Origin of the sequence: Streptococcus oralis subsp. tigurinus, from assembly GCF_002356415.1 — a bacterium.
In the GTDB taxonomy this organism is placed as follows: domain Bacteria; phylum Bacillota; class Bacilli; order Lactobacillales; family Streptococcaceae; genus Streptococcus; species Streptococcus oralis_F.
The window spans coordinates 423,324-440,226 of the sequence record NZ_AP018338.1 but is presented as its reverse complement, the minus strand read 5'-3'; the positions used below and the strand labels follow the sequence as shown (position 1 = coordinate 440,226).

Here is a 16,903-nt window from a genome sequence, read left to right as displayed (position 1 = left end):
CTATTCTGATATCTTGCGAAATTGGCTGATAAAGAATCCATCACTTCCATACAATTCAGGAGTAATCAGGATGCAGCCATCTTTCAGGATATCTTTGCATTCGTGTTCTAGTTTAACCTGCTCGAACTCGGGGTGACTTTCTAAAAACGCCTCAACGACTTGAAAGTTCTCCTCAGAGACAATAGTACAGGTACTATACGTTATTATACCACCTTTTCGTAGCGTTTGACAAACACTACCTAATATTTCCAGCTGAATTTCCTGTAAGGACGTGAAATCTGCCGTTTCCTTATTGTATTTGATGTCTGGTTTACGACGCAAGAGTCCAATCCCAGAACAGGGAGCATCTACCAAAATCTTATCAAAAGAGTCCTTTTCAAAAAACTCATGCACCTTTCTGGCATCCAATTTTTGCGTTTGCACTTGATCTGCCACACCTAAACGCTCCGCATTTTCTTGGATCAAGTCCAACTTATGGTCATAAAGATCCAAAGCCGTCACCTTACCGGATGTGAGGTAAGAGGCCATATGGGCTGTTTTTCCACCCGGAGCGGCACAGGCATCTAGGACCTGTTCATCACCTTGTAGATCAAGAGTCGGAGCAACTAGTTGACTGGATTCATCTTGGATGGTTATAGCCCCTTCTGCGAACAAATCATGTCCTGCAAAGTGGCCTTGCTCCTTGACCAGACCAGTGGCCGCTAAAGGGGAATCGGTCGCCTCTAACAAAGCTTTGATTTCCTCTTTTCGGCTCAAATCGGCTACACGAATACTGGCTTTGTTGCGCACCAAGAGACTTTCAAAGATGGCTTGTGCTCGCTCTTCACCGTATTCTTCCTTGAGTTTAGACACGAGCCAAACTGGGAGAGAATAGGCAATGGAATCACGCTTGTTTTTGCGTTTGATGCTGTCAATATCTGGCCAACCTTCTCGCAAGATACGACGAAGGACGGCGTTGACCAATTTTTCACTGCCTTTTTTACGGGCTTTGGCTAGCTCTACCGCTTCATTGACTACAGCGTGATTAGGAATCTTATCCAGGTACCGAAGTTGGTAGGCGCTCAGAAGGAGCAGGATATAGAGCCAGTTATCTAGCTTGTCCCGATCTTCGATAAAGTGGGATAGGTACCATTCCAGGGTGAGTTTTCGGGCTACCGTTCCGTAGACAATCTCTGTCACCAAACCATTATCTGCTACTGAGAGTTGACTCCCCTTGAGGTGTTTGTTTAAAGCAATATTTGAGTAGGCTTGGTTGACTAGAACATCCTCTAGCACTGCTAGAGCTAGACTTCTAGCCGTTTCTACTTTAGTCACCAAATCGTTCTCCTACTGTCAATGTGCGTCCAACACCGTTGAGGAAGGAAGCAATGTCCATCTTAGGCTTACCAGCTGGCTGCACTTGCTTGAGAGACAGAGCACCTTCAGCTGTTGCGACAATCAATTCCTTCTTGCCAATAGACAGAATCTCACCTGGAGCTCCCTGACCTTCTACTGGCAGGGCTTCATAAATCTTAAAGCGATCACCCTTGAGAAAAGTGTGAGCAACAGGCCATGGATTCATGCCACGTATTTGGTTGAAGAGTTGACGATTGGTTTTAGTCCAATCGAGTTTCTCTTCTTCTGGCTTAATATTTGGCGAGAAAGTGACTTGACTAGGATCTTGTGGTTCAGGTTGGATTTCTCCTGCTAGGTAGCCAGGTAGCGTATCCAAAAGCAAATCGCGACCAACGATTGCCAATTTTTCAAACAAGGTTCCGACATTGTCCTCATCTGTGATGGGAATACTGCGACGGGAAATCATATCTCCTGCATCCATTTCCTTAACCATCTCCATAATGGTCACACCAGCTTCCTCATCCCCTTGAATCAAGGCGTAATGAATGGGGGCGCCACCACGGTGTTTTGGAAGAAGGGAGGCGTGAACGTTGACCGCAAAGTTCATGCTATCAAGAAGTTTACTTGGGAGGAACTGCCCAAAAGCAGCGGTCACAATCCCATCCGCCCCTAGCTTCATAATGGCTTCCATCTCTGGACTTCCAGATAATTTTTCAGGTTGGTAGATAGGAAGGCCTGCTTCTTTGGCAGCCTGCTTGACTGGGGTTTCTTGGATTACTTTTTTACGACCGACAGCGCGATCTGGCTGGGTCACAACAGCTAGAATCTCGTAACGGTCATCTGATAACAACCCCTTCAAAACTGTTGCTGAAAAGTCGGGTGTCCCCATAAAGATTAGTTTTGTCATTTCTTCTCCTTCTTATAAAAATTGCTGCGGCTCATGGTCAATACTGAGACGAAGCTCGCTATTTTCCCGTTCTTGAGTCAAGGCCAAGACCTGGTTGAGAGTCGGTCCCAGCTCATCTTCTAAACGGTATTTAATTAAAATCTGGTAATGATAAAGGTTGTGGGTACGGGCGATGGGTTTTGGCGTTGGTCCAAGGATTTTACTAGTTTCCGATAAACCTGAGCGCAAAATCCCCATAACTTCATAGGCACGTTTGACAACCTCTTCTTCTTTCTTGTGAGAGAGGGTAATCCCAATCGTAAAATAATAAGGCGGATAGCCGAGTTGGCGCCTAATACTCATTTCATAGGCGTAAAAACCTTCATAGTCCTGTTCCTTGGCAAAACGAATGGCATAGTGCTCCGGATTGTATGACTGGATCAAGACCTGCCCTGCTTTTTCCGCACGACCTGCACGGCCTGCCACCTGGGTTAAGAGTTGGAAGGTTCTCTCAGAAGAACGGAAATCAGGCAAGTTTAGGGCCGTGTCCGCATTAAGTACTCCGACTAGGGTCACATTGGGAAAATCCAAGCCCTTGGCAATCATCTGAGTTCCCAGCAAGATATCTGCTTCCCCTCGGCCAAACTGGTCAAGAAGAGCTTGGTGACTGCCTTTCTTACGGGTCGTATCCACATCCATCCGTAGAATGCGAGCCTGAGGAAAGAGTTCTGCTAGCTCATCATAAGCCTTTTGAGTCCCTGTCCCATAGTAACGAATACTGTGGCTCTGACAATTTGGACAGACATGAGGAATTCCTTTGGAAAAGCCACAGTAATGGCAGTTCATGGTCTTGGTATCCATATGCAGGGTGAGAGAAATGTCACAGTTGGGACAAGTATCCACCGTCCCACACTCCCGACACATGACAAAGCTAGAATAGCCCCGACGGTTGAGCATGAGGACTACCTGCTCTTTTTTATCCAAGCGTTCTTGGATGGCTTCTAGCAAAGGGGGCGTAAAGTTTGACGTCTCATTCTGCCCGATATAGTCCCGAAAGTCAATCACTTGAACCTCAGGAATAGTGGCTAAAGGATTGGCCCGTTGGGTCAGACGTAAGTGTTGATAGACGCCTTTTCCAGCCCGCGCACGGCTCTCTAAGCTCGGTGTTGCCGAACCAAGGACTAGGGCTGCTTGATTGTACTGAGCCCGTAAAATGGAGACCTCTCTAGCATGATAACGGGGATTGCTGTCTTGCTTATAGCTAGCTTCATGCTCTTCGTCGATAATTATAACACCTAGATTTTTCAAAGGAGCAAAGATAGCTGATCGAGCGCCAACAACAACTTGGGCATCGCCACGCTCAACCTTGCGCCATTCGTCGTACTTTTCACCATTGGACAGGCCCGAGTGAAGAATAGCCACTTTCTCACCAAATCGAGCAATAAAACGCTCCGTCATTTGTGGCGTCAGAGAAATCTCAGGAACCAGTAAAATAGCTGTCTTCCCCTTGTCCAAGGCTCCTTGGATGATCTGTAAGTAAACCTCCGTTTTCCCACTTCCTGTAATCCCTTGAAGGAGGAATGGAGGCTGTTGACTACCAATAGCACTGACAACGGCATCGCGAGCTTGTCTTTGCTCTGGGTTCAGAGACAAAGGCTGACTGGCCTCAATGCCTTCGAAATAAGCAGCTGAGCGTTGCACTTCCTTTTGGACTAGGGTTAGAGCTCCTTGTTCCACAAAAAAATTGACTTGCTCGCGTGAGTAGGACTCTAACAAACTAGCCAGAGGAGCACTCTTAGGATGAGACAGCAAATAGTCTCTCAGCTCTGCCTTTTTCTTAGCACGCGCAGAAATCTCAATCTGCTCTAGTCGAGTAGCATCAATCTCATACCAAGACTGGGTCTTGACCTTCTTTTGATCGACTGCCTGGTATTCTAAGCGGAGCAGCCCTTTTCTGGTCAAGCGCATCATTTCTGCCTGTTTGGCAAGGTCTAGAGAAGAAAAGGCTAGCGAATCTTCTGAACCAAACAGACGCTCTCGGTCTGCCTGACTCAGACCTTCCAGAGGATAGAGAATCTTATCATAACTGGAGCTTAAAAATCCAGGCAACATGGCTTTTAGAATGGAGATTTTGTAAGAAAAGACAGACTTGCGTAACTCCTCAGCCAGCCAGAGTTGCTCTTGAGTGAGAACAGGGGAAAAATCCAGCACCTCTGCAATCTCCTTCAAGTCCTGATTGGCAGCTTCTTCATCCGACTGGGACTCCAAGCCAAGCACAATTCCTTGGATCAAGCGATTGCCTTTGCCAAAAGGAACATGGACCCGCATACCGACTTCCAGCATCTCTACAAATTCCTCTGGGACCTTATAACTATAGGGCTGGTCTGTCTGCATCAGGGGAACATCCACGATAATCTTTGCTATAACCATCTTCTCACCTCCTTCTTGTCAGTAAATTCTTGCAATAGAAAAAATAAGATTGAGTCCCCCCAACCTTAAATTTTTTCACCATCTTCTTTTTCTTTAGCGATTTGCTCTTTGATTTTCTTTTCTTCTTCTTCTCTGCGGCGTTTTTCTTCTTCGATACGGAGACGAACCGCTTCGCGTTTTCCTTCTGGATCTGGGTGAATGGTTACATTTCCAGACTCGATTTCTTCCAAAGCACGAAGAGTTGATTTTTCAGACTTAAACTCTTGAGTTGCTGGCGCACCGGCCTCTAGTTCGTGGGCGCGTTTTGCTTCCAAGATTACGAGTGAATATTTTGATGGTACCTTGTCGAGCAAGGTATCAATAGAGGGTTTTAACATCATTTGCTTGTACCTGTTTCCTATAGTTTATCGAGTAGTTGGAGATTTTGGCAACATCTCCTGGTAGTGACCAATGACACGGTCCACACGGAAGTGTTCTGCTTCGATCACACGCTTGACACGTTCAGCAGCGAGGGGCACCTGATCGTTGACAATGGCATAATCATACTCACGCATGAGGGCAATTTCTTCCTTGGCTTTTTCGATTCGTTGGGCAATCACTTCAGCGCTATCTGTTCCACGACCTACCAAACGGTCTTGCAATTCATCCAAATCTGGTGGCGTTAGAAAGATAAAGACAGCATCTGGAACCTTTTTCTTAACCTGAAGGGCTCCTTGGACTTCAATCTCAAGGAAGACATCGATTCCCTTATCTAGGGTTTCGTTGACATAGGTCAAAGGAGTTCCATAGTAGTTACCGACATATTCTGCATATTCCAACATCTGACCTTGACGAATCAGCTCTTCAAACTCTTCACGAGTACGGAAGAAATAGTCCACTCCGTCCACTTCACCAGGACGTTGCGCACGTGTCGTCATCGATACAGAGTATTGAAATTGATTCTCAGAACTCTCAAAAATCTCTCTTCTAACCGTTCCTTTCCCAACTCCTGAAGGACCAGAAAAAACGATTAGCAAGCCTCGGTCTGCCATTATGTCTCCTTTAGTTAGTCTGTGAAATAAAGTAAAATTTCTCTCGGATACTGATGATAGCGTCAGTGATCCTTCTACAGTCTTTCTATCTAGTGTAACAAAAAAGCAGTAATATTTCAACTGCTCTTTCTTATTTATTTAGCATAATCTACTGCACGAAGTTCGCGGATCACGGTTACTTTGATATTTCCTGGGTAATCGAGATTATTTTCAATTTTCTCACGAACTTTGTGAGCCAAGATTGTGACCTTGTCGTCCTTGATTTGTCCTGGATTAACCATGATACGGATTTCACGTCCTGCTTGAAGAGCAAAGCTATTTTGCACTCCTTCAAAGCCATTGGCGATTTCTTCCAAATCATGGAGACGTTTGATATAGCTTTCAAGAGATTCACTACGAGCACCTGGACGCGCTGCACTCAAGGCATCTGCTGCGGCAACGATCACTGCAATGACGCTTTCGGCTTCGACATCGCCGTGGTGGCTAGCAATGGTATTCACCACAACTGGGTGTTCCTTGTACTTACGAGCCAATTCCGTACCAATCTCAACGTGGCTACCTTCAACCTCGCGGTCAATAGCTTTCCCAATGTCGTGAAGGAATCCAGCACGACGGGCAAGAGCTGCATTTTCACCAAGTTCACTGGCGATGATACCAGATAGCTTAGCAACCTCAATCGAATGACTCAAGACATTTTGTCCATAAGAAGTACGGAACTGCAAACGTCCCATGATCTTCATCAAGTCTGGATGGAGGTTTGGCGCACCAATCTCATAGGCAGCAGCCTCACCGTATTCACGGATTTTATTGTCAATCTCCTGACGGTTTTTCTCCACCAATTCCTCGATACGAGCTGGGTGGATACGGCCATCCTTGAGCAACATTTCCATGGTCATACGAGCAATTTCACGACGAATCGGATCAAATCCTGACAAGGTTACCACTTCTGGCGTGTCGTCAATGATGACATCTACCCCTGTCAAACTTTCAAAGGTACGAATATTACGTCCTTCACGACCGATAATGCGTCCCTTCATGGTATCGTCTGGTAGGTGAACTGTAGAGTTTGTTGACTCTGCTACATAGTCACCAGCGATACGCTGCATAGCCTGAACCAAGATATCTTTCGCAATCTTGTCTGAACGTTCCTTGACCTCTTGCTCTGCCTCACGAATGCGGCTAGCAATTTCCTTGGTCAAATTTTCCTCTGTCTGAGCCAAGATAATATCTCGAGCCTCAGTTTGGGAAAGGGAACCGATACGTTCCAGTTCAGCTTCTTTTTGTCTTTCGACTTCCTCTAATTGCTCTTCACGTGCATCAAGGTTTTTTGCTCTATCAGAAATACTTTGTTCTTTTTGTTCAAGTGTTTTTTCTTTGTTCGTCAAATTGTCGTCCTTACGGTCAAGGCTCGTAGCTCTCTCCGTCAAACGACTTTCAATTTGCTTGAGCTCCTGACGTTCTGACTTAAATTCAGCGTCCACTTCTTCACGGTATTTTCTGGCTTCCTCTTTGGCCTCCAATAGTGCTTCTTTTTTAAGAGACTTGCTTTCGCTCTTGGCTTCATTTAGCAATAAATCCGCTTCGCGCTCAGCTTGTCCTCGTAAATTAGTTGCTTCTTGTTCAGCATTTAGAAGCATCAACTCTGCAGCCTCTTGAGATGATTTCATCTTAGCTGAGATGCTGACATATCCAATGACTAAACCAATGATGACGGCAAAAACAGCAATCGCAAGTGTCATGATTTCCATGTTTTTACCTCATTAAATTCGTTTATCGAATGACATACATTCCTTAATATTCTATCATAAAAAACCGATTTTCACAAACCCAAATTGAAGAGTTTTGTGTGAATTTTAGGTGAAAGTTCTGAAATCGCCAAACAAACTTTCTAACACTTAAAAATGACATTTTCATTAAAACATACAATAAAAAGCCTACCTTTCAGTAGACTTAGTTTGATTCTATTCTAATCGGCACTCTGCCAAAATTCTGTTCTGCTATACTTGGCTGTCCTAGTTGGTAAATCTGATCTGCCTTTTGAGTCATGGCATCCCATGGTTCTTTGCCAATTCGGCTGACTAGACGGACCTGCTCTTTCAGAGACTTGAGGTGTTGTCTGCCTTTTTTGGTAAAGCCAAGGACATGGATGGCTTCTGGCAAGTCGCTTTCTCTGGCCTGCACCAAAATATAAGTCAAGAGGCGTCTGACACGCGCCTTGGTGTAGCGTTTGGTGGCAACTGCCTCGACCAATTCGTCCAGAGACTGGGCTGTTTTGATAGCTTCCTTGATACGCACTGCCATTTCTTGATTGACCTGATAGATGGTCGTTAGGTCTGGATTTGACAAGATTTGATAGCGGAGAAATGGAAAATAGTCATCCCAGCTCACCTTACTCGCCTGCTCAAAGAGAGCAACAGAAGGCATAAAGCGTTCTAAGAAATCTTGGTCTGATAGGTGCTGACGGAGGGCTGTCGCCGAGGCAAAGTCCACCTCCTTGTCCACAGAATGATAGCCAGCCCCCTGACGCTGAATCGGATGGAGTTTGATTCTACGTCCCGCAACCGCCTTGGCATAGGCTAAAGCTAGAACATGATTGGGTGTATTGCCTGAAAAATCAAGACCTGCAAATTCCTTCCACATGGCTTGGGTTTTCTGGGGATAGGAAAGGGAATCAGGCAGATTTTCCACAAAATTCTCCATCTCAGTACCTTGCTCTGTGTATAAGTCAGCAATTTTCTGATAATCCAGAACTTCCTCTGTCCCGAAAGCTATGCTATCAATACCTAACCGCGCCAAGATATCCACAGCCCCTTGACCGAAGAAATCTGCCGCCTGAACACTGACTAAAAAGGGCAATTCCACTACCAGATCCGCTCCATTTTCCAGTGCCATGCGAGCCCGTGTCCACTTGTCCACAATAGCAGGCTCTCCACGCTGCATGAAATTCCCAGACATGGCAACGATTTTCAGTCCCTTCGCCTGATCCAGCAGGTATTTATGCCCATTATGAAAAGGATTAAACTCCGCGATAATACCTGTGATGGTCATAATGTTCTCCTACTTCTGCGCGACAAAAAACCAACGGGTGCTGGTTTCTGTCGGCTCCTTGTCCTCAAAGTCCGCATAGAGTTTGAAAGACTTGAAGCCGGCCTGTTCCAGCAAGATATCATAGGTCAAGACTTCATATGTACGCTCCTCATGCACTTCATCGTGGCGACTAAAGGAACCGTCCGCTTCCTTAACAAAGAAAGTCAACTCATGCACGATGGAGTGAGGAGCTTCGTCCTCATAGGTGTCCCAAAGCATGGCAAAATCTTCCGCATTTTCATGATAAGAATAGCCTGGAAAAACCTCATCCGTCTGGTAGGTTGAATGCACGTCAAAGATAAAGACTCCGTCTTCATTGAGGGCATTATACACTTCCTTAAAGACATCCCCTACTTCCACCTCATCCTGCATGTAGCAGATAGAGTCAGAGTAACACGTGACAAAGTCGTATTGACCTGCCTTGGATAAATCCAGCATATTGCCTTCAATAAAATCAATCTTTTGCTTGGATGAAGCCGCTCTCTTCTCCGCAATCTTCAACATATCCGCGCTTAAATCAAGTCCAGTCACATCAAAACCAGCCTGAGAAAAGCGGACAGACTGGATGCCTGTTCCACAAGCCAGCTCCAAGAGTTTCTTTCTCTCCTTGGTCTTTGGCAAATGACGGAGGGAAAAATCCGTCCATTTATCGTATAAACTATCGTCCATCACAGCATCGTAAACAGCCGCAAAGGTTTCATAAGTCGCCATAATTAAGATACAAAGAGCGTTAAAAGCAAGGAGAAAATAGGAAACTTTCTGCTGTATCGTCAGATACAAAGGAAGTTACTCTTTTTCTCGCAGCTTTTAGCTCGTGTTCAGTTTCGAGATGAACAAAACACGACGCCCTTTACCTTTCTATCAATTTTTCTAAAATAAGCAAATAAACCCAGTTGACTGCAACTGAGTTCATCTACTAGGCCAAGGCTTCTGAAATATCTACAGAAGCCGCCTCATGCCATAGTTTTTCTAGGTTATAGTGGGCACGCATTTCTTCTGAGAAGATATGCACAACGACACCACCTAGGTCTAGCAAAACCCAGCCTCCAGCTGCATCGCCTTCAACATGACTGCCTTTAAAGCCTGCTTGAGCTACTTTTTCACGGATATTTTCAGCGATAGCGTCCAACTGACGGCTATTCATCGAGCTCGTGATGACAAAGTAGTCCGTCACGCTGGTCAAATCTTTTACGTCAAGTGCAAGGATATCCTCCGCACGTTTCTCATCAGCCGCTTTCACGACTAGTTCTAGTAATTCTTTTTCGTTCATTTAGTCCTCTTTCTAGAAAATATGTTTGTAATCTAGGACATCTGCAAAGCGCCCCACCCAAATGTCCTCATAAAATTCATTTATCGTTTCTGCTGGAATGTCATTCCCATCAAACGTTGTGCAAGTTCCTTCTGGAATAATAAGCTGATAGCCATATTCAAAGGCAACCTTGACAGAGGTATCCACACAATATTCTGTCTGCATACCACATAAAACTAATTTTTCAATTCCCTGTTTATCCAAGTATTCTTTTAAACCAGTTTCTTTGAAAATACTGTTATACTTCTTCTGAAAGACCTTTTCATTAGGTTTTCGATTTAAAAGCTCAGATAACTGCCAATCTTCTGATGTTTGAGCTTCAGAGTCCTCAATATGTTGAACATAGATAATTTCGATATTCTTGCTTCTAGCCTGGTTTTGTAAATAAGAAATTTTTTCCAATAGACTATTTGTCTGAAAACCGGTTTCCACTAAAATATTCTGAACATCAATGATTATAAAAGCCGTCCTCATTTAGTCCTCTTTCAAATAGTGCACAAAGGCGTTATAGGTTTCAAGGGTTTGGGGATAGATGGGAAATCCCTGATGAGCTAAATGCTCCACGGTACGAGCTGTTTCGTAGGCCACTGCCTTATTGAGCGATAGCTCCGCAATTTCACGCGCCACATCCACTCCTGGAAAGGCACGATTGTGCTCGATATAATCTGCGACGTAGATGACTTTATCTAGATCGGTCATCTGACCAGCTCCGACTGTATGGATTTCAATAGCTCGCAGGATTTCTGGATCATGCAAATCCAAATCTTCCTGAATCTTGTAGATGCCAACCATACCATGCCAGACATTATTGCCCCAGTTTTTGAGATCAGTGTCTAGCTGATGACGGTCAATCAAGTCTAGAAATTCCTGATCTGACAGCTTTTTAGCATAATCATGAAGAAGGCCTGCTAGACCAGCTTTCTCAGCATCGACTTCAAATCGCTGGGCAAGTTCTATGGCTGCACGCTCCACCCCCAAACAATGGGTTAAACGTTTTTCAGGCAGAAGCTCTGCCATTTTTTCCAACAAAGCCTCTCGGGAACAGTTGATATAGTCTTGGTATGCCATCAGTAAAGCCCCTCCTTCTCGATGTAGTCTAGCACTGGCTGAGGTAGGAGAAAGTTAGGTTTCCGACCTTGAGCAATGAAGTCACGCACCATGCTGGACGAGATGTCCATGAGAGGCACATCCACCCAGATAACTGGATAGGAAGTCCCTGCCTTGTAGCGTGGGCGCTGAACTCCAACAAACTGAACCATGTCGACCAGCTCATCAATTCGGTACCATTTAGGCAGATAGTCCACCATATCAGCCCCGATAATGAAGTAATAATCCGTGTCTGGATGTTTCTCTGTCAAAATCTTCATGGTGTCGTAGGTGTAGGAAATGCCCTTGCGCTCTAACTCAATGGTTTCAATGGCTAGACCTTCAATCCCCTCTATTGCCAATTCAAGCATCTTGAGCCTATGGTACTCGGGGATGGTTTCCTTTTTATCTACATGAGGAGGTTGGTATTCGGGCATAAGCAGGACTTGGTCCAGTCCCAACTGTTGTCGGACTTGGTCCGCAACGATAAGATGGGCATTATGAACGGGATTAAAATTCCCCCCTAGAATCCCGACTTGTTTGCGTTTTTTCTCCTTGATTTCTGGCTCCAACTCTACCTTGGTAAAGGGAGTCAATAATTCGATTGCCATAGGCTCGTCTTCCTTTAATTCTCTGTAAAAACAGTTGTCTGGAGTAGGTTTTAGATTTCTTTGACTTTTTTAGAAATCTTGCGATTTTCTTTCTTGCTGGATTGTTTATACAAAATCAAGATGCGTCCGATTTTTTGGACTGTATCCACACCAATTTCTTCTTCCAAGATTTCAGCTACTTCGTGGATGTTTTCATCTGTGTTTTGCAAGAGCGTAACTTTAATCAATTCACGGGCGTCAAGAGCTTGGCGAACGCTGGTTTTGATTTGGTCGTTAAGTCCATTTTTACCGATTTGGATGATGGGTTTGAGGGTATGTGCCTGGCTGTTGAGGAAGGCACGTTGTTTTGATGTTAATGACATATTCTCTTTAAAAGAGTTTCTTTTTATACTTTTCTGAAGTGGTTACGGACGTCAGCAAAGTCCTTCGGACTTTCATGACTAAAATCTGAGCCTAAGGTCTCAGATTTTCCGCAGTTGATACAACTCCTTGTACCAACTGACACCACGGCGAAAAGTATTCGTTATGGGCTCGCAATGCTCGCCTTTATATATAACTCTTTCCTTTCTGTGTTTAAATAATGGCTTTTCGTGTGACGACGGCGACGCCTTCTGGTGCCCAGACGGCGACTTTGGCAGTGCCTGTTACGCGGATCCAGCCTAGTCCTGAGATGACCAGGTCTGTCTTGTCCTTAATGGTAAAGACCTGCTGGACTAGTTTTGGGAAATCTTCTTTTTCCTTGCTATTTGGTGGTGTGAGAAGGGTTCCGAGGTGCTTGTCATAGAAGGCACTAGCGCCTTCTAGCTTGGTACGGTGGAGTTTGAGTTCGTTGTCAAAAAAAGCAGTAAATCCTTGTTTTTCTCCTGATATAAAGTCAAAGCGTCCGAGACCACCTAGAAACAGGGTTTGTTCAGGGTTAAGCTGATAGGTTTTGGGCTTGATTTCCTTTTTAGGGCTGACATACTTGAGGTTTTTGGCCGTCAAGTAGTGGGCCATCTGGTGGCGGTGGATAATCCCTGGCGTATCGTAAATATAAGATCCGTCGTCGAGCGGAATCTCAATCTTGTCCAAGGTTGTTCCCGGAAAACGCGAAGTCGTGATGACATTTTGGTCACCTGTGATTTCTTGGATAATAGCGTTGATGAGAGTTGATTTTCCAACGTTGGTTACCCCAACTACGTAGACATCACGGCCCTTACGGTAGTGTTCAATCTTGTCAATGACTTCCTTAATAGCATGCTTGTTTTGGGCTGAAGTTAAAACCACATCAACTGGACGAAGTCCTTCTTCGTGGGCACGTTCCATGAGCCACTGGCTAATCTTGCCCGGTTTAACTGACTTGGGCAGGATATCTTTTTTATTTCCGACCAAGAGGACATCATTGCCCGATACAAAGCGCGGTAAGCCTGGGATAACTGATCCATTGAAGTCAAAGATGTCAATGACATTGACCACTAAGGCATCACTGTCTCCCACCTCGTGCAAGAGTTTGAGAAAATCATCGTCCGTCAACTGGACATCTGTGATTTCATTGTAGTGGCGGAGACGGAAACAGCGTTGGCAATAAACTTCTCCAGTCTCCAAACCTTTTTCAAGTGCCGACTGGGGAGTGAAACCAAGACCAGCCTTGTCTGTCGTCTGAATGGTTGCTCCACAACCAATACAGAGAATTTCTTCCATAGTTAAATTCCTTTTTTATATGTAATCGGTCCATACTTTTCAGTGATTTTTCGCATGACACGGCGCTCGCGAGCTCGGTTAATCTGCGTTTTGATCGAGTCATGTTGGACCAAGGGTTTGACTAAGATCGAGCGAATACCCGCACGATGGGCTGCGCGAATATCCGTCATGAGTTGGTCGCCGACCATGACCACTTCATTTTTTTCATAGTGAAATTCCTTCATGGCACGGTCGATCCCAAATGTGAAAGGCTTCAAGGCCCAATAAACGTAATCAATCCCAAATTTCTCAACTGCGCGTTGAACTCGTTTTTTGGTATTATTTGAGACCACGATAATGCGAATGCCCGCGTCCCGAAGGTCATGTAGCCATTGCTTCATCTCTGGCGTCCCATCAGGGTTGTTCCAAGCAATGAGGGTATTGTCCAGATCGACCAAAACAGCCTTGATACCATGCGCTTGCAGGCTTGGGACTGTCAGATCATAGACTGCTTCCACAGCAAAATCTGGCATATAGTTTTCAATCGCCATTCTGGCTCCTTTTTTTAATTTCTAGCAATTTTCTTTAAACATTGAGCTAAGACTGCCCATAAAATGAGACTAGCTATCAAAATATAAATCCAAGCATTTGGTTCATCTGTAAACGGTAAGGGAACATTCATTCCGAAAAATCCTGTAATAACCGCAAGGATAGCTAGCAAGACTGAGATAATTGTCAAAGTTGTCAAATTATCATTCAGATTATTATTTAGGATGTTATTGTAAGAGGCTGAGAGTTGTTGCAAGACTTGAGATATCAAATCTGTCATTGAAACCAACTGATGGGCTTCAATCATAGCATCGTCAAACTGCTCTCTTTCCACCTCATTAAGATTGCGATAAAGTGCATGCCCTTGAATGTGTTCCAAGAGGAGACGATTTTGTTTAGCAGCAGCTGTCAGGTAAACCATACCAGTTTCCAAGTCAGAGAGGGCGAAAAGATTTTTTTTAGTTGTTTTTTGACGAAGAAGTGCACTGATTTCATCCTTACTTTTATCCATCTCTTCAATAACTGGATAGTAAGCATTGCTAATAATCTCTAAACTGGCAAAAAGAAATTTGTAGATTGAAATAATTTCATGGCTTTCAAGGTAGGTTGCCATGCGTTTAATCACATAAGTATTCTTGTGATTGCTGATAGTAATCAGCCGTTGTTTTTCAACGATAAAGGTCATCGGAATCGCTTCATAATATTCTTTGTCTTTTTCTAAGTCAAGAACATTATAAATAAAGGTTACCGTCTCCGTTTCACGGTTATAATCCATGTGGGCTCGTTCATTTCTATCCAGAGCATACTCGATGGTTTCCTTGTCCAATCCATAGATATCAGAAAGATCTTCCATATTTTTAATCTTATCCACATCAAGGTCTATCCAAGTACGATCGTGACCTAGTTTTTTCTCTACAAATAGCATACTCTCTCCTTTACCAAACTCCTTCTATTGTACCACAAATCTGCTAAAATAGTCGGACTATTCAGCACGGGATAAATTACTAACAACGGTAATATTGCGGTTAGGAACAAAGTGAAGAGCTTGATCATCACCGCGCAGTTGTGTTGTACGGATTCCTACACTAACGACCTTTCCAGAGACGGTAATCGGTCCATTTGTGAGGACCACTTCATCACCCACATCAAGCTGGCGTTCAAAGAGGATGAAGAAACCATTAATAACATCAGATAGAAAACCTTGTGCCCCCATACCAATGGCCACCCCGGCAATCCCCGCACCAGCAAGGAGGCTAGAAACTGGCAGTCCTAAAATAGACAGGATACAGTAGAGCAAAAAGAAATAAAGAATGTAGTTAAAGACATTCTCCAGCAAACGGGAGATGGTTTTTTGTCTTCCTGCATCTCGATTGGAAAATTTAAGTGAGGGTTTGACAATCTTTCGGACAGTTGCATGAAGCATCTTTTTAGCTATATAAAATAGCAAAAACAAAATCAAAAGAGAAATCACCTTGGTTAAGAGATTCTCTAATATGGTTGTTAAATCAATTTTATCAAAATAGCGTTGAAAAAAATCTTGCATATAAAACTCCTTTTCCCTATTATACCATAAAATCGCCCTTCTCTTTTCTTTCATAATTATTCAATTATTGTTCCTATTTTCAAAATATCACTTGCCTCTATAGCATATTTATACTATAATTATAAACAATACATTTGAAGGAGACTGCTATGAAACGAATCATTAGAGCCTGGACCAAGGCAAGCCTCATCAAACGAATCCTTATTGGAATGATTTTGGGAGCGACATTAGGGATGCTCTTTCCAAACCTTACAGGAATTGGTCTGCTTGGAGACCTCTTTGTAGGCGGATTGAAAGCCATCGCTCCTATTTTGGTTTTTGCTCTTGTTGCCAATGCCCTTTCCCAACACCAAAAGGGACAAAACACCAATATGAAGACGGTTATCTTCCTATACTTGCTTGGAACCTTTGCTGCTGCATTAGTAGCCGTTCTAGCTAGTTTCTTACTGCCTGTGCAAATCACCCTGACCAGCGCAAATACAGAAGTTGCTGCTCCTGACGGTATCGGTCAAGTCCTCAGCAACCTCTTGCTCAAACTGGTGGATAATCCCTTGAATGCCATTGTTGAAGCCAACTATATCGGGATTCTCTCTTGGGCAGTCGTCTTTGGTCTGGCTATGAGAGAGGCAAGTAAACACAGTAAAGAATTACTGAGAACCATGGCAGATGTCACCTCTAAAATCGTGGAATGGATTATCAATCTAGCTCCTTTTGGAATTTTAGGCTTGGTGTTTAAGACCATCTCAGACAAGGGTATTGCCAGTCTGGCCAACTACGGTGTCCTCCTAGGACTCTTGATTGCTACCATGGCCTTTGTTGCCCTCATCATCAACCCGCTCATCGCCTTTCTCTTTATGAGGAAAAATCCCTATCCCCTTGTTTTGAAATGTCTACGTGTCAGTGGTATTACAGCCTTTTTCACTCGTAGCTCTGCCGCCAATATCCCTGTCAATATGAAACTCTGCCAAGACTTGGGACTGAATCCTGACACCTACTCTGTCTCCATCCCGCTTGGTTCGACCATCAATATGGCTGGCGCTGCTGTTACCATAAATGTCCTGACTCTAGCTGCCGTCAATACACTCGGAATCTCGGTAGACTTTGGGACAGCATTTGTGCTCAGTGTCGTGGCTGCCATTTCTGCCTGCGGTGCCTCTGGAATCGCTGGGGGATCCCTTCTCCTCATTCCTGTGGCTTGTAGCCTCTTTGGAATTTCCAACGACTTGGCTATGCAGGTTGTCGGAGTCGGATTTGTGATTGGGGTCGTTCAAGACTCCTGTGAAACAGCCCTGAACTCTTCAACAGATGTCCTCTTTACAGCGGTTGCCGAGTATGCTACAAACCGAAAACTTCGCCCCTAGTCTCTGACTCCTCGTT

General features: G+C 44.3%; 18 protein-coding genes. 1 reads left to right on the top strand and 17 read right to left on the bottom strand.

Going from position 1 to position 16,903, the window contains the following annotated elements; translation table 11 throughout:
- The 17 genes from rsmB to STO1_RS02130 all read right to left on the bottom strand — a co-directional run bounded on the left by rsmB (position 1) and on the right by STO1_RS02130 (position 15,526).
- On the bottom strand, positions 1-1,314 hold the full coding sequence (gene rsmB, locus STO1_RS02215; protein ID WP_172843636.1) for a 16S rRNA (cytosine(967)-C(5))-methyltransferase RsmB: 1,314 nt from the start codon (positions 1,312-1,314) through the stop codon (positions 1-3).
- A complete protein-coding gene (gene fmt / locus STO1_RS02210) occupies positions 1,307-2,242 on the bottom strand; it encodes a methionyl-tRNA formyltransferase (RefSeq protein ID WP_096421764.1) in 936 nt (311 codons plus the stop codon). Before fmt ends, rsmB begins: the two co-directional genes overlap by 8 nt.
- A 12-nt stretch (positions 2,243-2,254) precedes the next feature.
- Complete coding sequence (locus STO1_RS02205; protein WP_096421762.1) at positions 2,255-4,651, bottom strand: primosomal protein N'; 2,397 nt, start codon at positions 4,649-4,651, stop codon at positions 2,255-2,257.
- Positions 4,652-4,716: 65 nt separating this feature from the next.
- A complete protein-coding gene (gene rpoZ / locus STO1_RS02200) occupies positions 4,717-5,031 on the bottom strand; it encodes a DNA-directed RNA polymerase subunit omega (protein WP_002875802.1) in 315 nt (104 codons plus the stop codon).
- Between the two features lie 24 nt (positions 5,032-5,055).
- Complete coding sequence (gene gmk, locus STO1_RS02195; protein ID WP_000775041.1) at positions 5,056-5,682, bottom strand: guanylate kinase; 627 nt, start codon at positions 5,680-5,682, stop codon at positions 5,056-5,058.
- A gap of 134 nt (positions 5,683-5,816) precedes the next feature.
- Positions 5,817-7,430, bottom strand: coding sequence for a ribonuclease Y (locus STO1_RS02190; protein ID WP_096421760.1), 1,614 nt, complete (start codon positions 7,428-7,430; stop codon positions 5,817-5,819).
- Positions 7,431-7,632: 202 nt separating this feature from the next.
- Positions 7,633-8,730: a nucleotidyltransferase gene (locus STO1_RS02185; RefSeq protein ID WP_096421758.1), complete on the bottom strand. Its 1,098-nt coding sequence runs from the start codon at positions 8,728-8,730 to the stop codon at positions 7,633-7,635.
- Positions 8,731-8,739: 9 nt separating this feature from the next.
- On the bottom strand, positions 8,740-9,480 hold the full coding sequence (locus tag STO1_RS02180) for a class I SAM-dependent DNA methyltransferase (protein WP_096421756.1): 741 nt from the start codon (positions 9,478-9,480) through the stop codon (positions 8,740-8,742).
- Between the two features lie 205 nt (positions 9,481-9,685).
- Positions 9,686-10,039, bottom strand: coding sequence for a ribosome silencing factor (gene rsfS / locus STO1_RS02170; RefSeq protein WP_096421754.1), 354 nt, complete (start codon positions 10,037-10,039; stop codon positions 9,686-9,688).
- 12 nt (positions 10,040-10,051) lie between these two features.
- Entirely contained in the window at positions 10,052-10,552 is a 501-nt protein-coding gene (locus STO1_RS02165; protein WP_096421752.1) for a cysteine hydrolase family protein, read from the bottom strand.
- Positions 10,553-11,146, bottom strand: coding sequence for a bis(5'-nucleosyl)-tetraphosphatase (symmetrical) YqeK (gene yqeK, locus STO1_RS02160; protein WP_033583416.1), 594 nt, complete (start codon positions 11,144-11,146; stop codon positions 10,553-10,555). It abuts the gene before it with no gap.
- Positions 11,146-11,775, bottom strand: a complete 630-nt coding sequence (locus STO1_RS02155) for a nicotinate-nucleotide adenylyltransferase (RefSeq protein WP_084872588.1) — start codon at positions 11,773-11,775, stop codon at positions 11,146-11,148. The genes yqeK and STO1_RS02155 overlap by 1 nt, the downstream gene beginning before the upstream one ends.
- Positions 11,776-11,825: 50 nt before the next feature.
- On the bottom strand, positions 11,826-12,137 hold the full coding sequence (gene yhbY, locus STO1_RS02150; protein WP_000060171.1) for a ribosome assembly RNA-binding protein YhbY: 312 nt from the start codon (positions 12,135-12,137) through the stop codon (positions 11,826-11,828).
- Positions 12,138-12,348: 211 nt separating this feature from the next.
- Complete coding sequence (gene yqeH, locus STO1_RS02145; protein WP_096421750.1) at positions 12,349-13,455, bottom strand: ribosome biogenesis GTPase YqeH; 1,107 nt, start codon at positions 13,453-13,455, stop codon at positions 12,349-12,351.
- 2 nt (positions 13,456-13,457) lie between these two features.
- On the bottom strand, positions 13,458-13,985 hold the full coding sequence (locus STO1_RS02140) for a YqeG family HAD IIIA-type phosphatase (RefSeq protein ID WP_000963732.1): 528 nt from the start codon (positions 13,983-13,985) through the stop codon (positions 13,458-13,460).
- 14 nt (positions 13,986-13,999) lie between these two features.
- A complete protein-coding gene (locus tag STO1_RS02135; protein ID WP_000899718.1) occupies positions 14,000-14,908 on the bottom strand; it encodes a magnesium transporter CorA family protein in 909 nt (302 codons plus the stop codon).
- 57 nt (positions 14,909-14,965) lie between these two features.
- Positions 14,966-15,526, bottom strand: a complete 561-nt coding sequence (locus STO1_RS02130; RefSeq protein WP_096421748.1) for a mechanosensitive ion channel family protein — start codon at positions 15,524-15,526, stop codon at positions 14,966-14,968.
- A 149-nt stretch (positions 15,527-15,675) separates the two neighbouring features.
- Here STO1_RS02130 and sstT point away from each other — a divergent pair, with 149 nt between their 5' ends.
- Positions 15,676-16,887: a serine/threonine transporter SstT gene (sstT, locus tag STO1_RS02125; protein ID WP_096421746.1), complete on the top strand. Its 1,212-nt coding sequence runs from the start codon at positions 15,676-15,678 to the stop codon at positions 16,885-16,887.
- Positions 16,888-16,903: the final 16 nt, after the last annotated feature.

Coding starts and splice junctions, on each gene's coding strand:
- STO1_RS02190 (WP_096421760.1), bottom strand. CDS start 7,430: ATGGAAATCATGACACTTGCGATTGCTGTTTTTGCCGTCATCATTGGT.
- gmk (WP_000775041.1), bottom strand. CDS start 5,682: ATGGCAGACCGAGGCTTGCTAATCGTTTTTTCTGGTCCTTCAGGAGTT.
- rsfS (WP_096421754.1), bottom strand. CDS start 10,039: ATGAACGAAAAAGAATTACTAGAACTAGTCGTGAAAGCGGCTGATGAG.
- yqeK (WP_033583416.1), bottom strand. CDS start 11,146: ATGGCATACCAAGACTATATCAACTGTTCCCGAGAGGCTTTGTTGGAA.
- STO1_RS02130 (WP_096421748.1), bottom strand. CDS start 15,526: ATGCAAGATTTTTTTCAACGCTATTTTGATAAAATTGATTTAACAACC.
- yhbY (WP_000060171.1), bottom strand. CDS start 12,137: ATGTCATTAACATCAAAACAACGTGCCTTCCTCAACAGCCAGGCACAT.
- yqeH (WP_096421750.1), bottom strand. CDS start 13,455: ATGGAAGAAATTCTCTGTATTGGTTGTGGAGCAACCATTCAGACGACA.
- rpoZ (WP_002875802.1), bottom strand. CDS start 5,031: ATGATGTTAAAACCCTCTATTGATACCTTGCTCGACAAGGTACCATCA.
- STO1_RS02185 (WP_096421758.1), bottom strand. CDS start 8,730: ATGACCATCACAGGTATTATCGCGGAGTTTAATCCTTTTCATAATGGG.
- STO1_RS02165 (WP_096421752.1), bottom strand. CDS start 10,552: ATGAGGACGGCTTTTATAATCATTGATGTTCAGAATATTTTAGTGGAA.
- fmt (WP_096421764.1), bottom strand. CDS start 2,242: ATGACAAAACTAATCTTTATGGGGACACCCGACTTTTCAGCAACAGTT.
- STO1_RS02155 (WP_084872588.1), bottom strand. CDS start 11,775: ATGGCAATCGAATTATTGACTCCCTTTACCAAGGTAGAGTTGGAGCCA.
- STO1_RS02140 (WP_000963732.1), bottom strand. CDS start 13,985: ATGGCGATTGAAAACTATATGCCAGATTTTGCTGTGGAAGCAGTCTAT.
- sstT (WP_096421746.1), top strand. CDS start 15,676: ATGAAACGAATCATTAGAGCCTGGACCAAGGCAAGCCTCATCAAACGA.
- STO1_RS02205 (WP_096421762.1), bottom strand. CDS start 4,651: ATGGTTATAGCAAAGATTATCGTGGATGTTCCCCTGATGCAGACAGAC.
- STO1_RS02180 (WP_096421756.1), bottom strand. CDS start 9,480: ATGGCGACTTATGAAACCTTTGCGGCTGTTTACGATGCTGTGATGGAC.
- STO1_RS02135 (WP_000899718.1), bottom strand. CDS start 14,908: ATGCTATTTGTAGAGAAAAAACTAGGTCACGATCGTACTTGGATAGAC.